Raw genomic sequence first — 21413 nt, 5'->3', positions numbered from 1 at the left:
CAAAATCGCCCGTCGGCCTGCCATAATCCGTCACAATAATGCCCAAAAGAAGTGAAATCCGGGATACAAAGCGCCATCGGCGAACCATAAAAAAAGCCGACGACATTGGCGTGTGGGGTCAAATCTTCTGGGGTGACATGGCTTTCAAGGATTCCATCCAGGCCGCCACCGGGGCGGCCATGGCGACGCCCCGCAGGCGGGTGGCGTTGCGCGTGGCGGGCGGTGCGGTAGCCGCGCTGGCGATTTTCGGACTCGCCGGCTACTTTGGCGGACCGCCGCTGATCAAATATCTGGTCGAGAAGAATGCGACCGAGGCGCTGGGCCGCAAGGTCACGCTCGGCGCGGCACACGTGCGGCCGTTCGAGCTGGCCGCGACGCTGAACGACCTGACCATTTTCGAGCCTGACGGCAAGACGCCGATGGTGACGCTGGGGCAGATCGAGGCCAATACCTCGGCGGCCTCGGTGTGGCACCTCGCGCCGGTGGTGGACTTCCTCCATATCGACAGGCTGGCCGTTCGTGTGACGCGTAATGCACAGGGGCGCATGAATTTCGCCGATGTGCAGGAGCGCTTTGCCGCCCAGCCGCCCAAGCCGGCTGACAGCAAGCCGGCGCGTTTCTCCGTCAGCAATATCGCGGTGTCCAACTCCAGCTTCGTCTACGAGGACAAGGTGCTGGATACGGTGCAGCGCGTGGAAAATTTCACGCTGACGCTGCCCTTCCTCTCGAACCTGCCGCACGACGCCACGATCAACACGCGGCCGACGCTGTTTGCGAAGATCAACGGCACGCCGCTGGCGCTGGCTGGCACCACGCAGCCATTTGCCGACACGCGCGAGACCAATCTCAACGTCAACCTGGACGGCCTGGAGGTGGCGCGCTACATGGCGTTCGCGCCGCGCCTGAAAGATGCCGAGGTCAAGGGCGGGCTGGTCGATACGCGCCTGAACATCGGGTTCCGGCAGGACAAGGACAAGCAGGACCTGTTCGTCACCGGCACGGTGACCCTGCGCGATGCCGATGTGCGCACGCACGCAGGCGCGGAACTGCTCAAGGCCGGCAAGCTGACCGTGGACGTGGGCCGGCTCGAGCCGCTCGCACACAAGGCGCAGATTCGCAGCATCGAGCTGGAGGGTCTGGGTTTGCAGGCCGCCCGGCGCGCCGACGGCACGCTGAACCTCGCCACGGCCTTTCTGCCGGAAGCCGCGAAAGCACCGGCACCGGCGCCGGCGCCTGCCGCCGCCCCGGCTGCGCCCGCCGCTCCCGCCTCCGCCCCGGCCGCTGCCGGCGTGCAGGCGCCGCCGAAGGCCGAGGAGGTGCCGTGGTCTTATGCCGTGGAGCGCGTGGCGCTCAAGAATGCGCGGATTGGCTTTGTCGATGAACTCGCGCCGTCCGGCCCCGGCAAGCTCGATCTTGGCCCGGTCAGCGTGGACGTGGCTGGCCTGGCCAGCACCGGCGACAAGCCGGCGAAGCTCGACGCGACGATAACCATCGCCGACGGCCAGACCCTCAGGCACACCGGGGAGCTGGCGCTGGCCCAGGGCACGCTGGCCGGCACGCTCGAATCCACGGGGCTGCGGCCGCAGGGCTTCGCTGCCTGGTGGCCGCGCGAACTGCGCAGTCAGTTTGGCGACACCGGCATCAATGCCGAACTCCACTACAAGATGGCGTGGTCCCAGCCGGTGTTCCAGTTCACGCTGGAGAAATCCCGGCTGGAACTGTCGCCGGTCTACGTGGCCACGCGCGAACCGATCGTCCTGCCGGCCACCCCGGCTGCGGCCGAACGCCCGGCCAATGCCGAACGGCAAGCGGCACGGCAAGCCGAACGGCAAGCCGCACGCGCCGAATCGGCTGCCCGGGGCAACAACACGGGCAACGGCAGGGGCCGTGCGCTGCGCGTCACGCGCCGCGCCGCCGATCTGGAGGGCGACAAGCTGCCGCTGGTCAGGGCCGACAAGCTTGTGCTCGAGGACATCAACCTCGACCTGGCGCGGCAGAGCTTCGAGGCCGGGCAGGTCTCGCTCGTGAAGCCGCAGATCGCTGCCACCCGGGACCATCACGGCGAACTGCTGGAAATGGCCCGCATCTGGGCGGTGGAATCCGCCGAGCGGAAGGCGGTGCCCGCCAAGCCCGCCCCGGCTGCGCCCGCCGCCAGCGCCCCGAATGGGCGCAACGGCGCTGCTGCCCCGCCGGGATGGAAAGTCCGGCTCGGCAAGGTATCGGTCGAAGGGGGCGCCGCACGGCTGGCGGACTATGCGCCGGCCGAGGCGAATCGCGGCCGGCCGGTCATCCATCAGTTCCGCAATATCGGCCTGACCACGGGCACCGTGACCTGGCCGCTCGCGGCCGGCGCAATGCCGCTGAAGCTGCATGCGGAGAGTGGCCGCAAGGGCGTGATGAGCCTGGACGGCGATGTCACGCCGACGCTGCCGGCCGCGCAATTGCAGGTGGACCTGCGCGACATCGACATGACGTCGCTCCAGCCGTACATGGCGGACCGCTTCAACGCGGCGCTGCGCAGCGGCCTGCTGTCGGTGAAGGGCAAGCTCGGCGTGGTGGCGCCAGCCGGCAAGCCGATTGCGGCGCGCTTCAACGGCAACGTGCTGGCCGGCAACGTCCGCACGGTGGACCGCATCAGTGGCGAGGACTTCCTGCGCTGGCGCGCGCTGGCCGTGACCGGCGTCGACTTCAACATGGACGAGGCCAAGGGGCCGCTGCAGCTGGGTATCAACAGCGTGTCGCTGTCCGACTTCTATGCGCGCGTGATTCTCAATGCCAATGGCCGGCTCAACCTGCAGGACGTGATGGCGGGCGGCGCGGAGAAGGGCGAAGCGGCGCCCTCCACCAGTCTGACGCAGGCGAACCCTGCCTCGGCACCCGCCGCCTCCGCGCCGGCGGCTCCGCCCCCGCAGGCCAAGGCACCGGCCGCGGCGCCGGCACCTGCTGGCCCGCGTCCGCAGATCCGGCTCGGCGGCGTGGCAATCCAGAAGGGCAACATCAATTTCTCGGACTTCTTCATCAAGCCGAACTACACGGCGAACCTGACCGACATGAAGGGCTCGGTGTCGAAGGTATCGTCGGCGGACCCGACGCCGGCAGATCTCGTGCTCGACGGCCGGCTCGACGACGACGCGCCGGTCAGCATCAGCGGCAAGATCAATCCGCTCGGCGAGCAGTTGTATCTCGACATCGCCGCGAAGGCGGCCGGCGTGGAGTTGACGCGCCTGACCCCCTACGCGGCCAAGTACGCCGGCTACCCGATCACCAAGGGCAAGCTCACGGTGGACGTGGGGTACAAGATCGAGAATGGCAAGCTCGACGCCCGCAACCACCTCTACCTGGATCAGCTGACCTTCGGCGAGCGCGTAGACAGCCCGGACGCGGTGAAGCTGCCGGTGCTGCTGGCCGTGTCGTTGCTGAAGGACCGCAACGGGGTGATCGATGTGAACCTGCCGGTGTCGGGGTCGCTGTCCGACCCCGAGTTCAGCATCGGCGGCGTGATCGTGCGTGTGATCGTCAACCTGCTTACCAAGGCCATCACGTCGCCGTTCTCGCTGATTGCCTCGGCGTTTGGCGGCAGCGGCGAGGAGCTGGGCTATATCGAGTTCGCGCCGGGTTCCTCTACGCTGACCGATGCCGCGCGCGACAAGATCACTACGGTGGGCAAGGCACTCAACGACCGGCCTTCGTTGCGTCTGGAGATCAGCGGGCGGATCGATCCGGCGACCGATGCCGATGGCGCCCGCCGCGTCTGGCTGGACCAGCGCGTGGCAGAAGCCAAGCAGCGCGAGCTGCGCCGCAGTGCACAGGCAGGCGCGCAGGCGGAGGAAGGCGAAGGCGGCGAGCAGGGCGCGCGGGTGACGGTGTCGCCGCAGGAGTATCCAAAGTACGTGGCAGCGGTGTACAAGCGCGAGTCGTTCAGGAAGCCCACCAACTTCATCGGCCTGAACAAGTCGTTGTCTACCCAGGAGATGGAAAAGCTGCTGCTGGAACACGCCCCCGTGACCGATACCGAGTTGCGGGCGCTGGCTGACCAGCGTGCGCTGGCCGTCAAGCAGGCGCTGGAACGCGACGGCAAGGTGCCAGACGCGAAACTATTCCTGACCGCGCCGAAGCTGACGGCTGAAGGGATCAAGGACAAAGGCGGACCGAACCGGGTCGATTTCTCGATTCGACAATGATGGGGATGGCCGGGCGCGGGGGCCGGTCATCGGCCCCCGTCATCCGTGGTGGCGGGGTGGCTGGCGGCAGATGCCCATGCGGCGCCTGCGCTCGCGCGCGCAGCGCCTGTAGCGCATCCGGTACGGATGGCTGCAGTGCCAGATCGCGCTCGCGACAGTCACGGCGAGCAGCGCCGCCATCAGGGCGGCGAGCAGGGTGAGTGACATCGCGCCTCTCCTCTCACTTACAGAGGCGCCTCGCTGCGGGTCTTGCCTAGATCAGCAGCGGCAACGCCTCCAGGACCAGCACGCCTAACAAGACGCCGATGATCGCGCCGGCGCAACGGCAACTGATGCGTAACGCCTTGGCGGCCACCGGAATCGCGCCCATCGCCAGTAGCCCGACGAGCGCCATGGGGATCAGAAATACAAGATCGTGCGCCTGTAGGTGGATCATGGCGGTCTCCTGTCTTGCTTCTTTGTGTTTCCAGTATAGGCCCTGTGTGGCGAATACAAGGCCGCCGGACTCAGGGTTCTCCCGCAGCGTTTGAAACGTGCGTGCAGCGCACGCAACGCCCCAGGTATCTCCCACGAGACATGACCCGCGCCGAGGTACGCAAATCGGCACGGGCCGCCGCCGCGCGTGGGCGCGTGTCCTATGCTGGACTCAGCGCGCGCCACGGCGCCGCCGGGCGCTGCGCATTGGATCGGAAACAATGTTCGACGTAGGAGGACGCCATGGAACTTCACATGCAATCGCACCATTACGTGCGCCGCTTGCCAGACTGGACCGCGGCCGCCGTATCGGGACTCGCAGCCGGCGCGCTGCTGATCGTGCTCGAGATGTTCTGGTCGACGATGGTATCGGGGGTCCATCCATGGGGCACCACGCGCATGATCGCAGCCATCGTGATGGGCCAGGACGTGTTGCAGACCTCGCTGTTCAGCGTCGGAACCGTGGCCGTGGCCGTGATCATCCATTTCGTGCTGGGCGCGATACTTGGCATGGTGCTCTGTGCGCTCATCGCGCCGTTCCAGCTGGATTCGAGCGTGGGCATGTCGATGCTGGCCGGCGCCGTGTTCGGGCTGGTGGTCTACCTGTTCAACTTCTATGTCATGACGCGCGTGTTTCCGTGGTTCGTGGATGCGCGCGGCTGGCACACGCTGATCGGGCACCTGGTGTTCGGCATGGCCATCGCGCTCTGCTACTGGAAGCTGGAGAGCCGAGACGTATCGCACTAGATCCCTGGCGAGTTTGTGCATCGCCGCACGACGGCGCGGCGATGTCGCCTTGCAGTGACCTGAGACCATGCACTAGTCTTATTCCACCTGCGTGACCTGCGCATCCCTCGCGGTACTGCCTCCGCGTGGAGGAGGGTGGATATGGCGATAGCCATCGCACTCGTCGTCATCGTCGTCGCTTCGGTGCTCTTTCATTTCGTGAGCCCGTGGTGGGCGACGCCGCTCGCGTCCAACTGGAAACAGATGGACGATACGTTGACCATTACGCTGGTCATCACGGGCTTCTTCTTCATCGTCATTAACCTGTTCATCGGCTACGTCGTGTGGCGCTACCGCCATCGCGCGGGGCATCGCGCTGCCTATCAGCCGGAGAATCGCAAGCTGGAGCTATGGCTGATCGGCCTCACTGCCATCGGCATCATCGCGATGTGGGGCCGGGGCTGATCGTCTACGCCGACTACGTGCGCCCGCCGCGCGATGCGATGGTGGTGGAGGTGGTGGGCCAGCAGTGGCAATGGGCGTTCCGCTTTCCCGGCAAGAGCGGGCAGCTCGGCACATCCGATGCGCGCTTCGTCACGGCGACGAACCCGCTCGGGATCAATCCCGACGATCCGCGCGGGCAGGACAACATCATCGTGGTGGGGCCCGAGGTGCATCTGCCGCTGAACCGGCCGGTGAAGGTGCTGCTGCGCTCGAAAGACGTGCTGCACGACTTCTACGTACCGCCGATCCGCGCGCGCATGAACATGGTGCCGGGCATGGTCACCTCGTTCTGGTTCACGCCCACGCAGGCCGGCAAGTTCGACATCCTCTGCGCGCAGCTGTGCGGCGTGGGGCACTACAACATGCGCGGCCACATGGTTGTGGAGGACCAGGCTTCGTTCGATGCATGGCTTGCCAAGCAGCAGACCTTCGCGATGACGATGGCCAAGACAGCACCACCGATGGCCGCGGCACCGGGCACGGCCGCAACGCCCACGCCCGAGACCACGGTGGCCTCCGGCACCGACCTCGTCGAGCAGGGCCGCGCGCTGGCCCAGAGCAAGGGTTGCGTGGCCTGTCACAGCGTGGACGGCAAGCCCGGCGTGGGGCCGACATGGAAGGGGCTGTACGGCAGCACGCAGACGTTCGCCGACGGCAGCAGCGCGCCGGTGGACGATGCGTTCCTGAAGACCGAGATCGTCGATCCGCACGCGCGGCTGATCAAGGGCTTCGGGCCGCTGATGCCGCCAATGCCGGTCTCCGACGCGGAAGTCGCCGCGCTGACGGCCTATATCCGTTCGCTCGGCAGCGGCGCGGCCGCCACGCCGCAGGCGGGCAAGTAACGCGCGGGAGGAGGATGAGATGGCTTACGCCGATGATGCCCACCACGGCCCGCAGACCTTCGGGGCGCGCTACATCTGGAGTCAGGACCACAAGGTAATCGCGGTGCAGTACACCATTGTCGCGATCATCGTAGGGCTGATCGGCGTTGCGCTCTCCAACCTCATGCGGATGCAGCTGGGCTTCCCGGGCAAGTTCGATTTCATCGACGCCAACCGCTATTACCAGTTCGTCACCATGCACGGCATGATCATGGTGATCTACCTGCTGACGGCGCTGTTCCTGGGCGGCTTTGGCAACTATCTGATCCCGTTGATGGTGGGCGCACGTGACATGGTGTTCCCGTTCCTCAACATGCTCAGCTTCTGGGTCTATTTCCTGTCGGTGATCGTACTGCTGGCGAGCTTCTTCGTGCCGGGCGGGCCCACGGGCGCAGGCTGGACGCTCTACCCGCCGCAGGCCATCCTGCCCGGCACGCCGGGCTATGACTGGGGCATCATCCTGATGCTGGTGTCGCTGGTGATCTTCATCGTGGCTGCCACGATGGGCGGCCTGAACTACGTGACCACCGTGCTCCAGGCGCGCACCGAGGGCATGACGCTGCTGCGCATGCCGCTGTCCGTGTGGGGCATCTTCATGGCGACCATCCTGGCGCTGCTGGCGTTTCCGGCGCTATTCGTCTCGGGCGTGATGATGCTGCTCGACAAGACGCTCGGCACGAGCTTCTTCATGCCGGCAATGGTGTCGATGGGCCAGCAGCTCGACTATAAGGGTGGCAGCCCGTTGCTGTTCCAGCACCTGTTCTGGTTCTTCGGGCATCCGGAGGTCTATATCGTGGCGCTGCCGGCGTTCGGCATCGTCTCGGACCTCGTCAGCGTGCACTCGCGCAAGAGCATCTTCGGCTATCGCACGATGGTGTGGGCCATCCTCGCCATCGGGCTGCTCTCCGTGGTGGTGTGGGCGCACCATATGTTTGTCAGCGGCATGAATCCGTATTTCGGCTTCTTCTTCGCCACGACAACGCTGATCATCGCGGTGCCAACGGCCATCAAAGTCTACAACTGGGTCATCACGCTGTGGCGTGGCGATATCCATTTCTCCGTGCCGATGCTCTTCGCGATTGCCTTCATCAGCACCTTCGTGATTGGTGGGCTGACCGGCTTGTTCCTCGGCAATGTCAGCGTGGACATTCCGCTCTCCAACACCTATTTCGTTGTCGCGCATTTCCACATGGTGATGGGCGTGTCGCCGATCCTGGTGGTGTTTGGTGGCCTCTACCACTGGTATCCCAAGGTGACCGGGCGCATGCTCAACGACACGCTGGGGCATATCCACTTCTGGGTCACCTTCATCGGCACTTACGCCATCTTCTTCCCGATGCATTACCTGGGCGTGCTGGGCATGCCGCGCCGCTACTACGCGTTCGACAACTACAGCTTCATTCCCGAGTCGGCGCACGTGATGAACATGTATATCTCGATTGCTGCGTTCGTGGTGGCCTTCGCACAGCTGCTGTTTGTCTACAACCTTGCATGGAGCGTGCGACACGGGCGGCCTGCGGGGCCGAATCCCTGGCGCGCGGCGTCGCTGGAATGGCAGACACCCGATACGCCGCCCGTACACGGAAATTGGGGGCCGCACCAGCCGGTGGTCTATCGCTGGGCCTATGCGTACAGCGTGCCGGGCGCGCCGGAGGACTTCATCGCCCAGAATGCGCCGCCGGAGGCGGGTGGGCATGAGCCCGAGCCATACGAAAGCAAGGGGGCCGTGGCATGAACGCCGAATCCATCGCCACGCAATCGCCGTCAGGCGTGTTCCGGGTCTCACGCGAGGGGCCGAGCGGCGGCCCCGGCGGGGGCGACGCCACACACGACCGCGAGGTGCGCGCGCCTGGCAGCATTGGTCTGTGGGCGTTCATTGGCGTCGTCACGTCGCTGTTCTCGCTGTTTCTCGTCGCCTTTGCAATGCGGATGGACAGCCCGGACTGGCATCGCGTGGCGCTGCCCTGGCAGGTATGGCTGTCCACCGGACTGCTGGCTGCGGCCAGCGTGGCGATGCAGCTTTCCACGCGTGCCGCGCGGGCGGGACATATGGAGCGCGCGCGCACGGCATTGCGCCTGGGCGGTCTTGGTGCTGCGGCCTTCGTGGCGTCGCAGCTCTGGGCCTGGCAGGCGCTGTACGCGCTGCATGTGGTGCCGGCCAACAATCCCGCCGGCAGCTTCTTCTACCTGCTCACGGCCATGCATGGCCTGCACGTGGTGGGCGGGCTGGTCGCATTCGCCTATGTGGCGATGGATCGCGGCAGCGGCACGCGCACAGTGACGCGTATCGGCCTGTGTACCCGGTACTGGCACTTCCTGCTGGCGCTGTGGCTCGTGCTGCTGGGTGCGCTGGGCTGGCTGACGCCCGAGATCGTCCGCTACATCTGCGGCACCGCCTAGCAGAGAAGGGGAATACCGATGACCTCGCCAGTTTCGTCGCCCACATCGCCCACGCCGCCGGCGCACGGCATGGCAGACCATTTGCCGTCCGGCGTGAAGGGCCTGCTCGCAGACTGGTCGTCTGACCAGATGGCCTTCAAGGTGTCGTGGGGCAAGGCCATGATGTGGATCTTCCTGCTGTCCGACACGTTCGTATTCAGTTGCTTCCTGACCGGCTACATGACCGTGCGGATGTCGACGACCGTGCCGTGGCCCAATCCGAGCGAAGTGTTCGCGCTGGAGATCGCCGGCCGGCAGGTGCCGTTGATCCTGATCGCCATCATGACGTTCGTGCTGATCACGAGTAGCGGCACCATGGCGATGGCCGTGAATTTCGCCTACCGGCGCCAGCGCCGCGAATGCGCGATGCTGATGCTGGCCACGGCGGTCCTCGGGGCATCGTTCGTCGGCATGCAGGCGTTCGAATGGTCGAAGCTGATCCACGAGGGCGTGCGGCCCTGGGGCAACCCGATGGGGGCGGCGCAGTTCGGCTCCACGTTCTTCATGATTACCGGCTTCCACGGCTTCCACGTGTCGTGTGGTGTGATCTACCTGCTCGTCATCGCCAACAAGGTGCAGCGCGGGCACTACGACGTCACGGGCAACTACCAGCCTGTGGAGATTTCCGGGCTGTACTGGCACTTCGTGGACCTGGTCTGGGTCTTTATCTTCGCGCTGTTCTATCTCTGGTGAGGCTGGCCATGGCATCGACTCCCACCGCTCCCGATCTGGCCACCGAACCGTCGTCGCATGGCGGACAGGCCCACCCGATCGGCCTGTACCTGAAGGTCTGGATCCTGTTGTTCATCCTGTCCACGATGTCGTACATGGTGGACTACTTCCACGTGCAGGGCTTCCTGCGCTGGGCCCTGATCCTGATCTTCATGGCGTTGAAAGCCGGATTGATCATCGCCGTGTTCATGCACATGGCGTGGGAGCGCATGGCCCTGATCTGCGCCATCCTGCTGCCGCCGCTGTGCCTGCTGGTGCTGGTATGGCTGATGGCGGAAGAGGCGGACTACACGTTCCTGACGCGGGGGGTGTTTTTCAAGTAGCGATGGGCGTGTTGGCGCCATAACTTAACTGAGCGTGGTTGAAAAGCTCTCGCGTCAGGCAGGTTTCGGAAAACTGCGATTGCAGTGTGCCGCTCGCCGCTTCTAGTATGCCGATTCCTATCGGCTTACTGCTCGGCGGCTCATGCTCATCAGTCCTCCGTTTCTCCCTAGCCCCATCGGCGCAAGCCAGACTGACGCATCGGCGGATGTCATGGCTCTGGCGGATAAGGGCGAACAGCGTAATCTCATTTACCCAATCAGCGGAGACCGGCGCTGGCACGGCGGTTGCCACATCGCGTCCGGAAGCCAGAACGAGGCTGTTCGCGCGATTGCCGATGGCGAAGTGGTGGCCTATCGCGTTTGCCAGCACCTGGACGGACCCGACGGGGCAGTCAAAGACAGCGATATTGGATTCGTGCTCTTACGGCACGAGACGGAAACCGGTGTAAACCGCAGGTTGCGGTTCTATTCGCTCTACATGCACTTGCGCCATTTGGGCGGCTACGGCGGCAATTGCAACCCGAAGGACTTGCCGGAGTGGCTACGCATGCCGACCGGCGTAGCGTCCGGCGAGGGCAAGAAGGTCTGCCGCAAAGATATTCTGGGCTGGATAGGTCAGTGCAACGGAGACAAGTACCTGCACTTCGAGATATTCATGGCCCGGGCAGATTTCGAGGCGTACTTCAATGAGACTCAGCTGGGGCGGGCCACTCCTTCGACCCCTGCCTCGACGGATTATTGGGGTGATAGCTATTACGTCATTCCGGCTGGGCTGCCAATCCTGGCACAGCCACCCGGCACGAGTAAAGACAAACTGAATGGCGTTGAATTTCCGCCCCTGCAGGGTATCGCAGCGACGGATCGGAAGCTCTATATCGAGGTGAAATTCCGGGGTGGGCAGAGACTGACGCGTGTATGGCGCGATGACGCAGAGGGGCAGCGCACGCTGCTGACAGCGCAGCCGATTCTCGAGAAAGACTACGAGTACGACATGTACGCACGTGCTTGCGCCCTGTACCCGGCCTGCCCCAGCGACGGCTACGAGCTCTTGCGCTTCGGTCGTATTCTCAGCCGGCCCGAAACGTTGCCGGCCGGAAATCGAGCGACATGGTTCCGCGTGGCGTTCGATCAGGACAAGCAAGGGTACATCGACATCCACAATGCAGGCATTCAGAAACTGTCCGACGCGGACTTCCCGAGTTTCATGGGCTGGGAAAAGGTCAGCGAAGTCACTGGGCCCTTCGCGCAGGATGGATTGTGCGATATCGATTTACTCAAGAATCTGCTGAAGGACAAGAATCCCGGCCATAACCCCCATGTCGGAAGCTCCGTGAACAAGGCATTACGCTACTACGTGCAAATGGGAGAGGGTGTCAGGGAAAGGCTGCGAGGGCTGGTATGCGAGATGCCGTCAGAGTGGGATAGGTCAAACAACGAGGCGCGATACCGGAAGCTGAAGGAGCCTGGAGAGTTCTACGCAGGCGACCCGGCGGGATATGAACGGTTCATGGCGCTTGTGGACAAGGCCCAGTTCTGGGACAAGACCGGGCTGCCGCCCACCTCCACGGAGAAGCTATGGTTCTTCCATCCGCTGGTATTTATCCGGCATTTCAGGAAATGTGGGTGGCTAGATCTTAATGAGTTGTCCTCAACTTTTCCCCGGCATCTGTTCTATTCTAGTGGTGGCAATCCACGCAGTGCCATTGTCACGCCAGAAAGTCTTTATTCGCTCGGAAAAAATGATGCAAAAAACAGGGTATCCGTCTACCTTGTCGCGCTAAATACTTGCATCAGGAAGTACCTTGGTCATGAGCGACGGCGAATTGCGGTGTTTTTGGCTCAGACGCTTCTTGAGACGGCGCAATGGAGAAACCTGGGTGGAACGCGTCGGCTAATGCATGAATGGGGCTTCGGCAAATACTCGGCCGCGAATCCGGCGACGCAGTACTACGGTCCCTTTTATGGGCGGGGCATCATGCAGTTGACTTGGGCGGGAAACTATGACCGGTATTCTCAATTCAGGGCGCTACCAGAACATCCTGGGGCCTATATGGAACGAGCACCAAAAACACTCCCGCGTATTACTGAGACATCAAAACACTACACATTTCATCCCGGTGATGGTGGAAGGGAAATCACTTGGTCACCACGGTTCGATCCTGACTCGGTTGCAGAAGATGCAAATGCGGCATGTGACTCGGGGGGGTTCTATTGGGTATCAAAGCCGTTCTCGAAAGGTATAAATATCAATCGAGTTGCCGATTTGGAATACTCTGCACAAAATGTCGGTTTTATCAATGCATTGGTGAATGGTGGTGGAAATGGCTACTATGAACGACAGGCTTATACTATATTTATGATGCGTGTGTTGCTTGATGGGGTCGATCGCGAAGCGACGGTCGTTGTACCTGCTCACAAACGAAAGAGTAGTGTGCAGGTAAGTATGTTGGCGCCGGAGTGATAATGAATTTGTCCAGCATTCCATTATTATTACTATCGCTCTATTCGTATGTTGCGTGGAGCGCGGATACCACTAGTGCAAATTTTCTGGCAGACAAGCAAGTTCGGGTATTAGTTCAGGCCGAGGGAAACACAGTTTCCTATCGGCTAATAGAAAATTCTTGTCATGAGGGAGAAATTGCGCGCAGACAATTCGAAAACGAGCGCCCCCTTCATATTGAAGTCGGCGATTACAATTTCGATGGGCATGAAGATTTTGCGGTCTGGCATCTGGACGACGGCATGGGAGTACACAAGATCTATAGGATCTTTCTGTACACGCCAGGCCAGAAGACCTTCGAAGAGGCGCTGTCCCGCTGTGGAGATACTTTTATCAACGTTCGGAGGGATCTGAGGCGCCGCCGGTTACTTAGCACCCACTGGAGCGACAATACGCCGATGTCTTGTGTGACTCGCCTGCCGAAGACGCCAGGCGGACATGCGCAGAAATAGCGATGGCCAGACATCGCAGCATGGAACTGTGCGAGTCTGGCCCCGAGGCGCCTTAAACCTGCGTAATAAACTTCGTCACCAGATACCCGTCGAATGTCTCCATCCCGCCTTCGCTGCCGATGCCGGAGTCCTTGATGCCGCCGAACGGCGTTTCGGAGAGGGCCATGCCGAAGTGGTTGATGTTGACCATGCCGGCTTCGAGGCCGTTGGAGACCAGGTGGGCCGTCTTCAGCGAGTTGGTGAACACGTACGAGGCCAGGCCGAAGGGCAGGCTGTTGGCGCGGCGCAGGGCTTCCTCGGCATCCTTGAAGCGCGTGACCGGCGCTACCGGGCCGAACGGCTCGTCCACCATCAGCTTGGCGTCGTCAGGCAGGTCCGTCACCACGGTCGGGGCGAAGAAGAAGCCCTTGTCGCCGATGCGTGCGCCGCCCGCCACGATCTTGCCGCCGCGGTGGTTGGCATCGTCAAGGAACTGCTCCATCGATGCGATACGTCGCTCGTGCGCGAGCGGGCCCATCTGCGTGCCGTCGTCAAGGCCGTTGCCGACCTTGATCGAACCGATCACCTCGGTGAAGCGCGCCAGGAACTTGTCGTAAGCCTTTTCCTGGACGTAGAAGCGCGTCGGGGAGACGCACACCTGGCCGGCGTTGCGCAGCTTGAAGCGCGCCAGCATTTCGGCGGCCGGCTCGATGTCGGCATCGTCGAAGACCAGCACCGGCGAATGACCGCCCAGCTCCATCGTCACGCGCTTCATGTGCGCGCCGGCCAGCGCGGCCAGTTGCTTGCCCACTGGTACGGAACCCGTGAACGAGATCTTGCGCACGATCGGGGATTCGATCAGGTAGGTCGATACTTCGCTCGGCACGCCCCAGACGATGTTCAGCACGCCCGGGGGCAGGCCGGCGTCATGGAACAGGCGCGCCAGGGCCACCACGGCGCTCGGTGAATCCTCCGGGCCCTTCAGGATCAGCGTGCAACCGGCGCCCAGCGCCGCGACGATCTTGCGGATTGCCTGGTTGAACGGGAAATTCCACGGCGTGAAGGCGGCGCAGACGCCAATCGGCTCGCGCACCACGATCTGGCGCACGGCCGGGTTGCGCGGGGGAATCACGCGGCCGTAGATGCGGCGCGCTTCCTCGGCGTGCCATTCGGCGTGCTCGGCGCAGATCATCACTTCGCCCACGGCCTCGGCCAGCGGCTTGCCCTGATCCAGCGTGATATCGCGGCCAATCTCCTTGGCGCGCGTGCGCGTCAGTTCTGCTACGCGACGCAGGATGGCGGAGCGCTCCAGCGGCGAGGTCTTTTTCCACGTCTCGAAAGCGCGTTGCGCCGCGGCCAGCGCGCGATCGAGGTCGGCGCGGGTGGCGTGGGGCAGCTTGCCGAGGACTTCCTGGGTCGCCGGGTTGATGACATCCTGTTCGCGCCGGTCGCCTCCCTTGATGAATTCCCCATCGATATAGAGGGCGAGATCCTGGTACATGCGTGTCTCCTGAGTCGGTCGGGTCGAGAAACCGCAAGCTTAACGCGTCGGGCCGGAACGCGCACGGGGTAGTGATGGCCGATAATCGGCCACTTGCCCCGGGAGGATTCACGCTAGACTGGCGGACCCGATATGCCGCACATCGTCCCGCACGCCCGCCATGAAGCCAGACGCCAGACTGACCACGGGCCCGATCGGCCGCACGCTGTTGCTGTTCTCGCTGCCGGTGCTGGGCAGCAACATCCTTCAGTCGCTGAACGCTTCGATCAACTCGGTCTGGGTGGGTCGCTACCTCGGCGAGGCCGCGCTGACGGCCACGTCCAACGCCAATATCATCCTGTTTTTCCTGCTTGGCGTGGTGTTCGGCATCAGCATGGCCAACACGATCATGATTGGCCAGGCCGTGGGCGCACGGAATATCGACGAAGCGCGCCGCGTGGTCGGCACCGGCACCACGTTCTTCGTGGGCCTGTCGATCCTGGCGTCGGTGCTTGGCTTCGTCTTTACGCCGCACATCCTCGCGGCCATGCATACGCCTGACGACGCGGCGCCACTGGCGGTGATCTACCTGCGCATCATCTTCGTGGCGCTGCCGTTCATGTATTTCTACAACTTCGTGATGATGACGCTGCGCGGCGCAGGGGACTCGCGCACGCCGTTCTATTTCATGCTGCTGTCGGTGGTGCTCGATGTGGTGCTGAACCCGGTGCTGATCTTTGGTGTCCGGCCGTTGCCGGCGCTCGGCATCGCCGGCTCCGCGCTGGCGACGCTGATCGCCCAGTTGGTGAGCCTCGTGGCGATGATTGCGGTGCTGTACCGGCGACGCCATTTCCTGCTGCTGCACAAGGAGCAACTGGCGTTGCTGTGGCCCGACCGGGCCATTCTCCGCGCGCTGGTGGCGAAAGGCCTGCCAATGGGCCTGCAGATGGTGGTGATCTCATCGTCGGCGATTGTCATGATGTCGCTGGTCAACACCTATGGCTCGCAGACCACGGCAGCCTACGGCGTGGCCTCGCAGTTATGGACTTACGTGCAGATGCCGGCCCTGGCCGTTGGCGCCAGCGTGTCGTCGATGGTCGCGCAGAATGTGGGCGCCGGCCTGTGGCCGCGCGTCGCCCGCATTACGCGCATGGGCCTGCTGTTCAATGTGGTGATGACCGGGGCGCTGGTGGCGCTGATCTACCTGTTCAACCGGCATTCGCTCGGCATTTTTCTTGGCGAGGACAGCACGGCGATTGGCATCGCCCAGCATATCAACCGCGTGGTGCTGTGGTCGTTCATCCTGTTCGGCTTCACGATTGTTGTGTTTGGCACGGTGCGCGCCACCGGTGCGGTCATGGCGCCCCTGGTTATCCTGTTCGTGTCGATGTGGGGGATCCGGCTGCCGTTCGCATGGCTGCTGGAGCCGCATATCGGCGCCGAGTCGATCTGGTGGAGTTTCCCGGTTGGCTCGGTCGTGTCCGTGGCGCTGGCCTTTGCCTACTACCGCTTCGGCAACTGGAAGCGCAGCCACATCCTGCCTGCCGAGCCTCATGCGGAGGCTGTCGGCCAGGCACCCGATACCAGCATGGGCACGCCTTGCGAAGACGCCGATGCCGCGACATCGCCCGCCCGGTGATCGGGTAACAGGCGAATGCGCTTTCACATGAGAGACATTTGAGTCGCCGCGTGCGCCGCGGTGCAGCAATGTAAGGCGTTCGAAAGCAAAACTCCGCCCAACCACCAGGACGCCGCGTCATGCGGCGTTTTTTCTTTCATTCGCCTTTCGCCTCGCCTTTCAATTGACTTTCATGGGCTGCAATTCGCTTCGATGAATTGCATCACGACATGATTCATTGGCCTTGGCCCGCATACGGTGCGGGAATCAGGAATTACCCTGAAGCCAGACAAATGAAAGGCGCCTGAAAGATCGCGTCTCTACTGTTCGCTCCGTCGCATCGGATGCTTGCCTGTCATGCATTCGCAGTGCGGGCGCCAGAGCCGGCGTGCCGCGCGGTACCGATTTTCACCACTTTGAGGAGATTCATTTTGCGCATACGCAGCCAAAAGGACTTTGCCTCCGGCCTGATGTTTGTCCTGGTCGGTCTGGGCTTTTCCTTCGTCGCGCGCGGCTATTCCATGGGAACGGCGGCGAAGATGGGGCCAGGATATTTTCCGTTCCTGCTCGGACTCGTGCTCGCCCTGCTGGGCGCGATCGTGACGCTGGGTTCGCTCTCGACGAAGGGCGAAGAAGACCAACTCGCGCGTTGGGACCTCAAGACACTGTTGTGGATTCTCGGTTCCGTGGTGCTGTTCGGTCTGTTGCTCAAGCCCCTCGGTATGGTGTTGTCGGTCTTCGTGCTGGTGCTGGTCTCGTCGATGGCGAGCCATGAGTTCAGCTGGAAGGGCGCACTCCTGAACGGTGTGGTCCTCGTGCTGATCAGCCTGGGCGCGTTCGTGTACGGCATCAACCTGCAGATGCCGGTGTGGCCTGCCTTCATTACCGGCTAAGGAGCCCGTCCAAATGGAATTGTTCGATCACCTTGCCCTGGGATTCTCCACGGCATTGTCCCTGCAGAACCTCGCGTACGCCTTCCTCGGCTGCGTGCTGGGGACGCTGATTGGCGTGCTGCCGGGCCTTGGCCCCCTCGCCACCATCGCCATGCTGCTGCCGGTCACGTACACGCTGCCCCCGGTGGCTGCGCTGATCATGCTGGCTGGTATCTACTACGGCGCCCAGTACGGCGGTTCCACGACCGCAATTCTGGTGAACCTGCCGGGTGAGTCGTCGTCGGTGGTGACCACCATCGATGGCTACCAGATGGCGCGGCGTGGCCGTGCCGGCGTGGCGCTGGCCACTGCCGGTCTCGGCTCGTTCTTCGCCGGTTGCGTGGCCACGCTGATCCTGGCCGCCTTTGCAACGCCGCTGTCGGAACTGGCGTTCAAGTTCGGCCCCGCCGAGTACTTCTCGCTGATGGTGCTGGGCCTGATCGGTGCCGTGGTGCTGGCTTCGGGCTCGCTGCCGAAGGCTGTGTCGATGATCGTGCTGGGTCTGCTGCTGGGCCTGATCGGCACCGACGTGAACTCGGGCGCGGCGCGCTTCTCGTTCGACGTGCCTGAGCTGACCGACGGTATCGACTTCGTCGCGCTGGCCATGGGTATGTTCGGCTTCGCGGAAATCATCGCGAACCTGGAGCAGAAGGAAGCCCGGGAGACGTTCACGAACAAGGTGACCAACCTGTTTCCGACCAAGGAAGACTTCAAGCGCATGATTCCGGCGGTGCTGCGTGGCACGGCCCTGGGTTCCGCGCTGGGTATCCTGCCGGGCGGCGGTGCGGCACTGGCTTCGTTCGCGGCCTACTCGCTCGAGAAGAAGACCTCCAAGTACGCGCATGAATTCGGCAAGGGCGCCATCGAAGGCGTGGCAGGTCCGGAATCGGCCAACAACGCGGCGGCACAGACCTCCTTCATCCCGCTGCTGACGCTGGGCATTCCGCCCAACGCGGTGATGGCGCTGATGGTAGGCGCGATGACCATCCACAACATCCAGCCCGGTCCGCAGGTGATGACCAGCAACCCGGCGCTGTTCTGGGGCCTGATCGCCTCGATGTGGATCGGCAACCTGATGCTGATCATCCTGAACCTGCCGATGATCGGTATCTGGGTGAAGCTGCTGACCGTGCCGTATCGCTTCCTGTACCCCGCGATTCTCGTGTTCTGCGGCATTGGCGTGTACTCGGTCAACAACCAGACGTTCGACGTCTTCATGGCTGCCGGCTTCGGCGTGATCGGCTATCTGTTCCTGAAGCTCAAGTGCGAACCGGCACCGCTGCTGCTCGGCTTCGTGCTGGGGCCGATGATGGAAGAGAACTTCCGCCGCTCGCTGCTGCTGTCGCGTGGTGACTTCACCGTGTTCGTGACGCGCCCGCTGTCGATGGGCCTGCTGATTGCCGCTGCCGCACTGGTGGCCGTGGTGGCACTGCCGTCGATCAAGGCCAAGCGCGAGGAAGCGTTCCAGGAGGAATAGCGCTCCGTGGCGCGCTCCTGAGTAACACCGGCTTTTGCCGGGCACACAACGCAAGCTTTCGGGGTGCCTCGCGCACCCCGTTTTTTTAAGGACTTTCCAAAGCGACTGCGCCCATGATCACGCCTTCGCTCGACCGGGTCGTTTCCCGGCTCTATATCCTCAAGCTCGTTCAAGCCAGCCCGTCCACCGTCTTCAGTCTGATGGAGCGGCTGCGCGAGCGCGGCATCGACAAGAACATCCGCGCACTGCGGCCCATTCTGCGCAGCCTGATGATCGCCCGCTCGATCACGGCGGAGCTGGTGGAAGGTAACGGTCGCGTCTATACCATCACCGACAGCGGCCGCGCCGAACTGGATGCCTACCTGTCGCATCTCGACGTGCTCAAGTCAGACCTGCCGGGCGCCGGCAACCACGCGCAAAAGAAAGACGCCGCCTGAAGCGGCGGCGTCCTTGGCCCGAGGAGAGGGCTCTTGCCATGTGGCGAGGCTTACTGGCTGACCAGTTCCTGCGCCGTGGCGTTGCTGGTGCTGCTCTGTGCCACCAGGACCTTGATCTTGTTCGGCACCACCGCGCCAAAGCCGTCAGCCGGGATCGTGGTAATCAGCCAGTCATCGTTCTTGTTCACGGTCAGTGCGCCCGAGTCGAAGATCACGGTCTTGGTGCCGGCCGTGGTCACGCGCAGGCGATAGGTGCCACCATCCACATAGATTGAATCCTGGCCCGAGGCCGGCACTGCGCTCTTGTAGCCGATGGCGGCGATGGTCGGCGTCACGGCCGCGATATCCTGCGCTGGCGTGGTCAGGTACATATCCACGTTCTGCGCATTGATCGAGGCATTCAGGCCGCGGATACGTGCTGAGGTGTCCAGCAGGCCCTTGCCGTACGGATCATCGATCTGCAGCACGTCGGCCGACGTCGTGCCAGGCAGCGCCACCACGGTGTATTTGTGGCCGGTGTGCGCCGAAACAGTGGTCGAGCCGATCTGCGTGGACGTACCGGCGAGGTTGAACGCGAACAGGTTGTTGCCTTCCTCGACGTTGAAATAGCCCGAGACCGTCTTGTAGGGGATGTTGGTCAGCGAGGTCTGCGCGCCGTTCTGCAGCACGTCGACGTTGGGGCCGGCCGTCACGGCGTGGATGACGCGTACCGAGGGCTTGCTCAGGCCCACGCGGTCGTCGATGCCGTCATCGCCGCCACCGCAGGCTGCGAGGACTGCCGTGGTCGCGAGCGCCAGGCCCAGAATGATGTTCCGCTTGAATGCCATGGTTGTTCACCTCTTTTACGTTGGGATCATTGGGGCGCGCGGGACGCACACGATCTCACACCAGCCCAATGCGCCGGTGCTCTCTCGAATGGCGATGGTGGCGTGCCGCGCGGGCAATCGTTGCTAGTTGCTCTGCTGGCAGCCGTGCGTGAATGCGCTTGCCTGATGCAACGATAGGCATGCGGGAAGGTGCGGGACAGCCGGGCACCTCCGATATCAATGTCGGAGAATTCCCACAGTTCGGTTACAAAGCTGATACAAGTACACGTAGTGCCGCGTGCATCAGGCGTGCCGAATGCCGCGCAAAGCCGAGGCGCGAAGCATGGGCCGAAGGGGGCGGGTAGTTCTTACACGGCGCCGGGCGTTGTCGGCCTTTGAGGCGGGAGGGGTGGCGCGCGGCGCGGTGCCGCGCGCGTGGAAATACTTACACCATCACGACCTGATTGCGGCCATTGCGCTTGGCCTGGTACAGGCCGGCATCCGCTGCCTGCACGAGACGGCTGGCATCGCCATTCTCATCGGGCACGATCACGGCGCCGCCGATGCTGATGGTCACCATGTCGCTGGTAGGCGACCCCCTGTGCGGAATCTGCAGAGACTCGATCGCGCGCCGCACCTTCTCCGCGAGCAGCCTTGCGCCGCCCGCCGACGTGGCCGGCAGGATCATCGAGAACTCTTCGCCTCCGAAACGCGCGGGCAGGTCCGCCGGCCGCGCGCAGTTGTCGCGAATCACGCCCGCCACGCGGCGCAGCACCTCGTCGCCAGCTACGTGGCCGTAGGTGTCGTTGTAGGCCTTGAAGGCATCCACGTCGATCATCAGCAGTGCCAGCTGCGTCTGCTCGCGCTGCGCGCGCCGCCACTCGGCGCTCAGGTATTCATCGAAATAGCGGCGGTTCGAGAGCCCGGTCAGGCCGTCGGAGTTGGTCAGTCGCTGCAGTTCCAGGTTGGTTTCGAGCAATTGCTGCTGGCTCTGCCGGAGTGCCCGATACGCTTCGTCGCGCTGCAGCAGGTTCAGGTAGGAGCGCGAGTGATAGCGGATGCGCGCCACGAGCTCAATGGTGTCCGGCAGCTTCACGAGATAGTCGTTGGCGCCCGCCGCGAACGCGGCGCTCTTCATCGTGGCCTCTTCCTTGGTGGAGAGCACGATGATGGGGATGTCGCGCGTGCCGGGGTTCTCCCGATAGCGCCGCACGAGCGTCAGGCCATCGGTGCCCGGCATCACCAGGTCCTGCAGGATGACGGTCGGCTGCGTGCGCTCCGCCACGGCCACGGCCTCGTCCGGCTGCGCGCAGTAGTGGAAGTCGATGTCAGGCTCGCCGGCCAGCGCGCGGCGCACCGCTTCGCCGATGATGGCCTGGTCGTCGACCAGCAGCACCATCGCCATGTACTCGTTATTGGCGCCTTTTGCGCTATTGGCCGCCGCATCGGCCGGTGGGTTAGGTCTTGGCATT

17 protein-coding genes and 1 pseudogene are annotated in these 21413 nt (G+C 63.4%); 13 read left to right on the top strand and 5 right to left on the bottom strand.

Features of this window, described 5'->3' with window-relative positions; translation table 11 throughout:
* Positions 1-137 precede the first annotated feature (137 nt).
* Entirely contained in the window at positions 138-4181 is a 4044-nt protein-coding gene (locus SB751_RS18790) for a DUF748 domain-containing protein (RefSeq protein ID WP_284454364.1), read from the top strand.
* Positions 4182-4220: 39 nt separating this feature from the next.
* Here SB751_RS18790 and SB751_RS18785 read toward each other — a convergent pair whose 3' ends face one another.
* Both SB751_RS18785 and SB751_RS18780 read right to left on the bottom strand, forming a co-directional pair.
* A complete protein-coding gene (locus tag SB751_RS18785; RefSeq protein WP_211944029.1) occupies positions 4221-4388 on the bottom strand; it encodes a hypothetical protein in 168 nt (55 codons plus the stop codon).
* Positions 4389-4434: 46 nt separating this feature from the next.
* Positions 4435-4617, bottom strand: coding sequence for a hypothetical protein (locus tag SB751_RS18780; protein ID WP_066736414.1), 183 nt, complete (start codon positions 4615-4617; stop codon positions 4435-4437).
* 281 nt (positions 4618-4898) lie between these two features.
* Between SB751_RS18780 and SB751_RS18775 the strand changes: the two genes are divergently transcribed.
* The 8 genes and pseudogenes from SB751_RS18775 to SB751_RS18740 all read left to right on the top strand — a co-directional run bounded on the left by SB751_RS18775 (position 4899) and on the right by SB751_RS18740 (position 13212).
* Positions 4899-5402, top strand: a complete 504-nt coding sequence (locus SB751_RS18775; protein ID WP_144196348.1) for a hypothetical protein — start codon at positions 4899-4901, stop codon at positions 5400-5402.
* A 141-nt stretch (positions 5403-5543) separates the two neighbouring features.
* A pseudogene (locus tag SB751_RS18770) lies at positions 5544-6727 on the top strand (c-type cytochrome).
* 19 nt (positions 6728-6746) lie between these two features.
* Complete coding sequence (ctaD, locus tag SB751_RS18765; protein WP_144196350.1) at positions 6747-8501, top strand: cytochrome c oxidase subunit I; 1755 nt, start codon at positions 6747-6749, stop codon at positions 8499-8501.
* A complete protein-coding gene (locus SB751_RS18760) occupies positions 8498-9166 on the top strand; it encodes a bb3-type cytochrome oxidase subunit III (RefSeq protein ID WP_144196351.1) in 669 nt (222 codons plus the stop codon). Before ctaD ends, SB751_RS18760 begins: the two co-directional genes overlap by 4 nt.
* Before the next feature lie 18 nt (positions 9167-9184).
* Positions 9185-9898, top strand: coding sequence for a heme-copper oxidase subunit III family protein (locus SB751_RS18755; protein WP_211944030.1), 714 nt, complete (start codon positions 9185-9187; stop codon positions 9896-9898).
* A gap of 8 nt (positions 9899-9906) precedes the next feature.
* Entirely contained in the window at positions 9907-10260 is a 354-nt protein-coding gene (locus tag SB751_RS18750; protein ID WP_144196353.1) for a cytochrome C oxidase subunit IV family protein, read from the top strand.
* 142 nt (positions 10261-10402) lie between these two features.
* Positions 10403-12721, top strand: a complete 2319-nt coding sequence (locus SB751_RS18745; RefSeq protein WP_410748285.1) for a peptidase M23 — start codon at positions 10403-10405, stop codon at positions 12719-12721.
* 2 nt (positions 12722-12723) lie between these two features.
* The gene (locus SB751_RS18740; RefSeq protein ID WP_144196355.1) at positions 12724-13212 is read left to right on the top strand and encodes an XAC2610-related protein; all 489 of its coding nucleotides are present in this window, start codon (positions 12724-12726) and stop codon (positions 13210-13212) included.
* 52 nt (positions 13213-13264) lie between these two features.
* On the opposite strand, the gene SB751_RS18735 is transcribed toward SB751_RS18740, so the two are convergent.
* Positions 13265-14692, bottom strand: coding sequence for an NAD-dependent succinate-semialdehyde dehydrogenase (locus SB751_RS18735; protein ID WP_144196356.1), 1428 nt, complete (start codon positions 14690-14692; stop codon positions 13265-13267).
* A 160-nt stretch (positions 14693-14852) separates the two neighbouring features.
* On the opposite strand from SB751_RS18735, the gene SB751_RS18730 reads away from it, so the two are divergent.
* The 4 genes from SB751_RS18730 to SB751_RS18715 all read left to right on the top strand — a co-directional run bounded on the left by SB751_RS18730 (position 14853) and on the right by SB751_RS18715 (position 19135).
* Entirely contained in the window at positions 14853-16310 is a 1458-nt protein-coding gene (locus SB751_RS18730; RefSeq protein WP_211944032.1) for an MATE family efflux transporter, read from the top strand.
* A 410-nt stretch (positions 16311-16720) separates the two neighbouring features.
* Entirely contained in the window at positions 16721-17182 is a 462-nt protein-coding gene (locus SB751_RS18725) for a tripartite tricarboxylate transporter TctB family protein (protein WP_144196358.1), read from the top strand.
* Positions 17183-17195: 13 nt separating this feature from the next.
* Complete coding sequence (locus tag SB751_RS18720) at positions 17196-18698, top strand: tripartite tricarboxylate transporter permease (protein ID WP_144196359.1); 1503 nt, start codon at positions 17196-17198, stop codon at positions 18696-18698.
* Positions 18699-18811: 113 nt separating this feature from the next.
* On the top strand, positions 18812-19135 hold the full coding sequence (locus SB751_RS18715; protein WP_092294482.1) for a helix-turn-helix transcriptional regulator: 324 nt from the start codon (positions 18812-18814) through the stop codon (positions 19133-19135).
* A gap of 50 nt (positions 19136-19185) precedes the next feature.
* Here SB751_RS18715 and SB751_RS18710 read toward each other — a convergent pair whose 3' ends face one another.
* Positions 19186-19962: a DUF4397 domain-containing protein gene (locus SB751_RS18710; RefSeq protein WP_144196360.1), complete on the bottom strand. Its 777-nt coding sequence runs from the start codon at positions 19960-19962 to the stop codon at positions 19186-19188.
* Between the two features lie 424 nt (positions 19963-20386).
* Complete coding sequence (locus tag SB751_RS18705) at positions 20387-21412, bottom strand: diguanylate cyclase domain-containing protein (RefSeq protein WP_410748284.1); 1026 nt, start codon at positions 21410-21412, stop codon at positions 20387-20389.
* Position 21413: the final 1 nt, after the last annotated feature.

This window comes from Cupriavidus sp. SIMBA_020 (genome assembly GCF_046535395.1).
Lineage (GTDB): Bacteria > Pseudomonadota > Gammaproteobacteria > Burkholderiales > Burkholderiaceae > Cupriavidus > Cupriavidus campinensis.
Note: the sequence above shows the minus strand (reverse complement) of the source record. Positions and strands in the feature narration are given on the sequence as shown.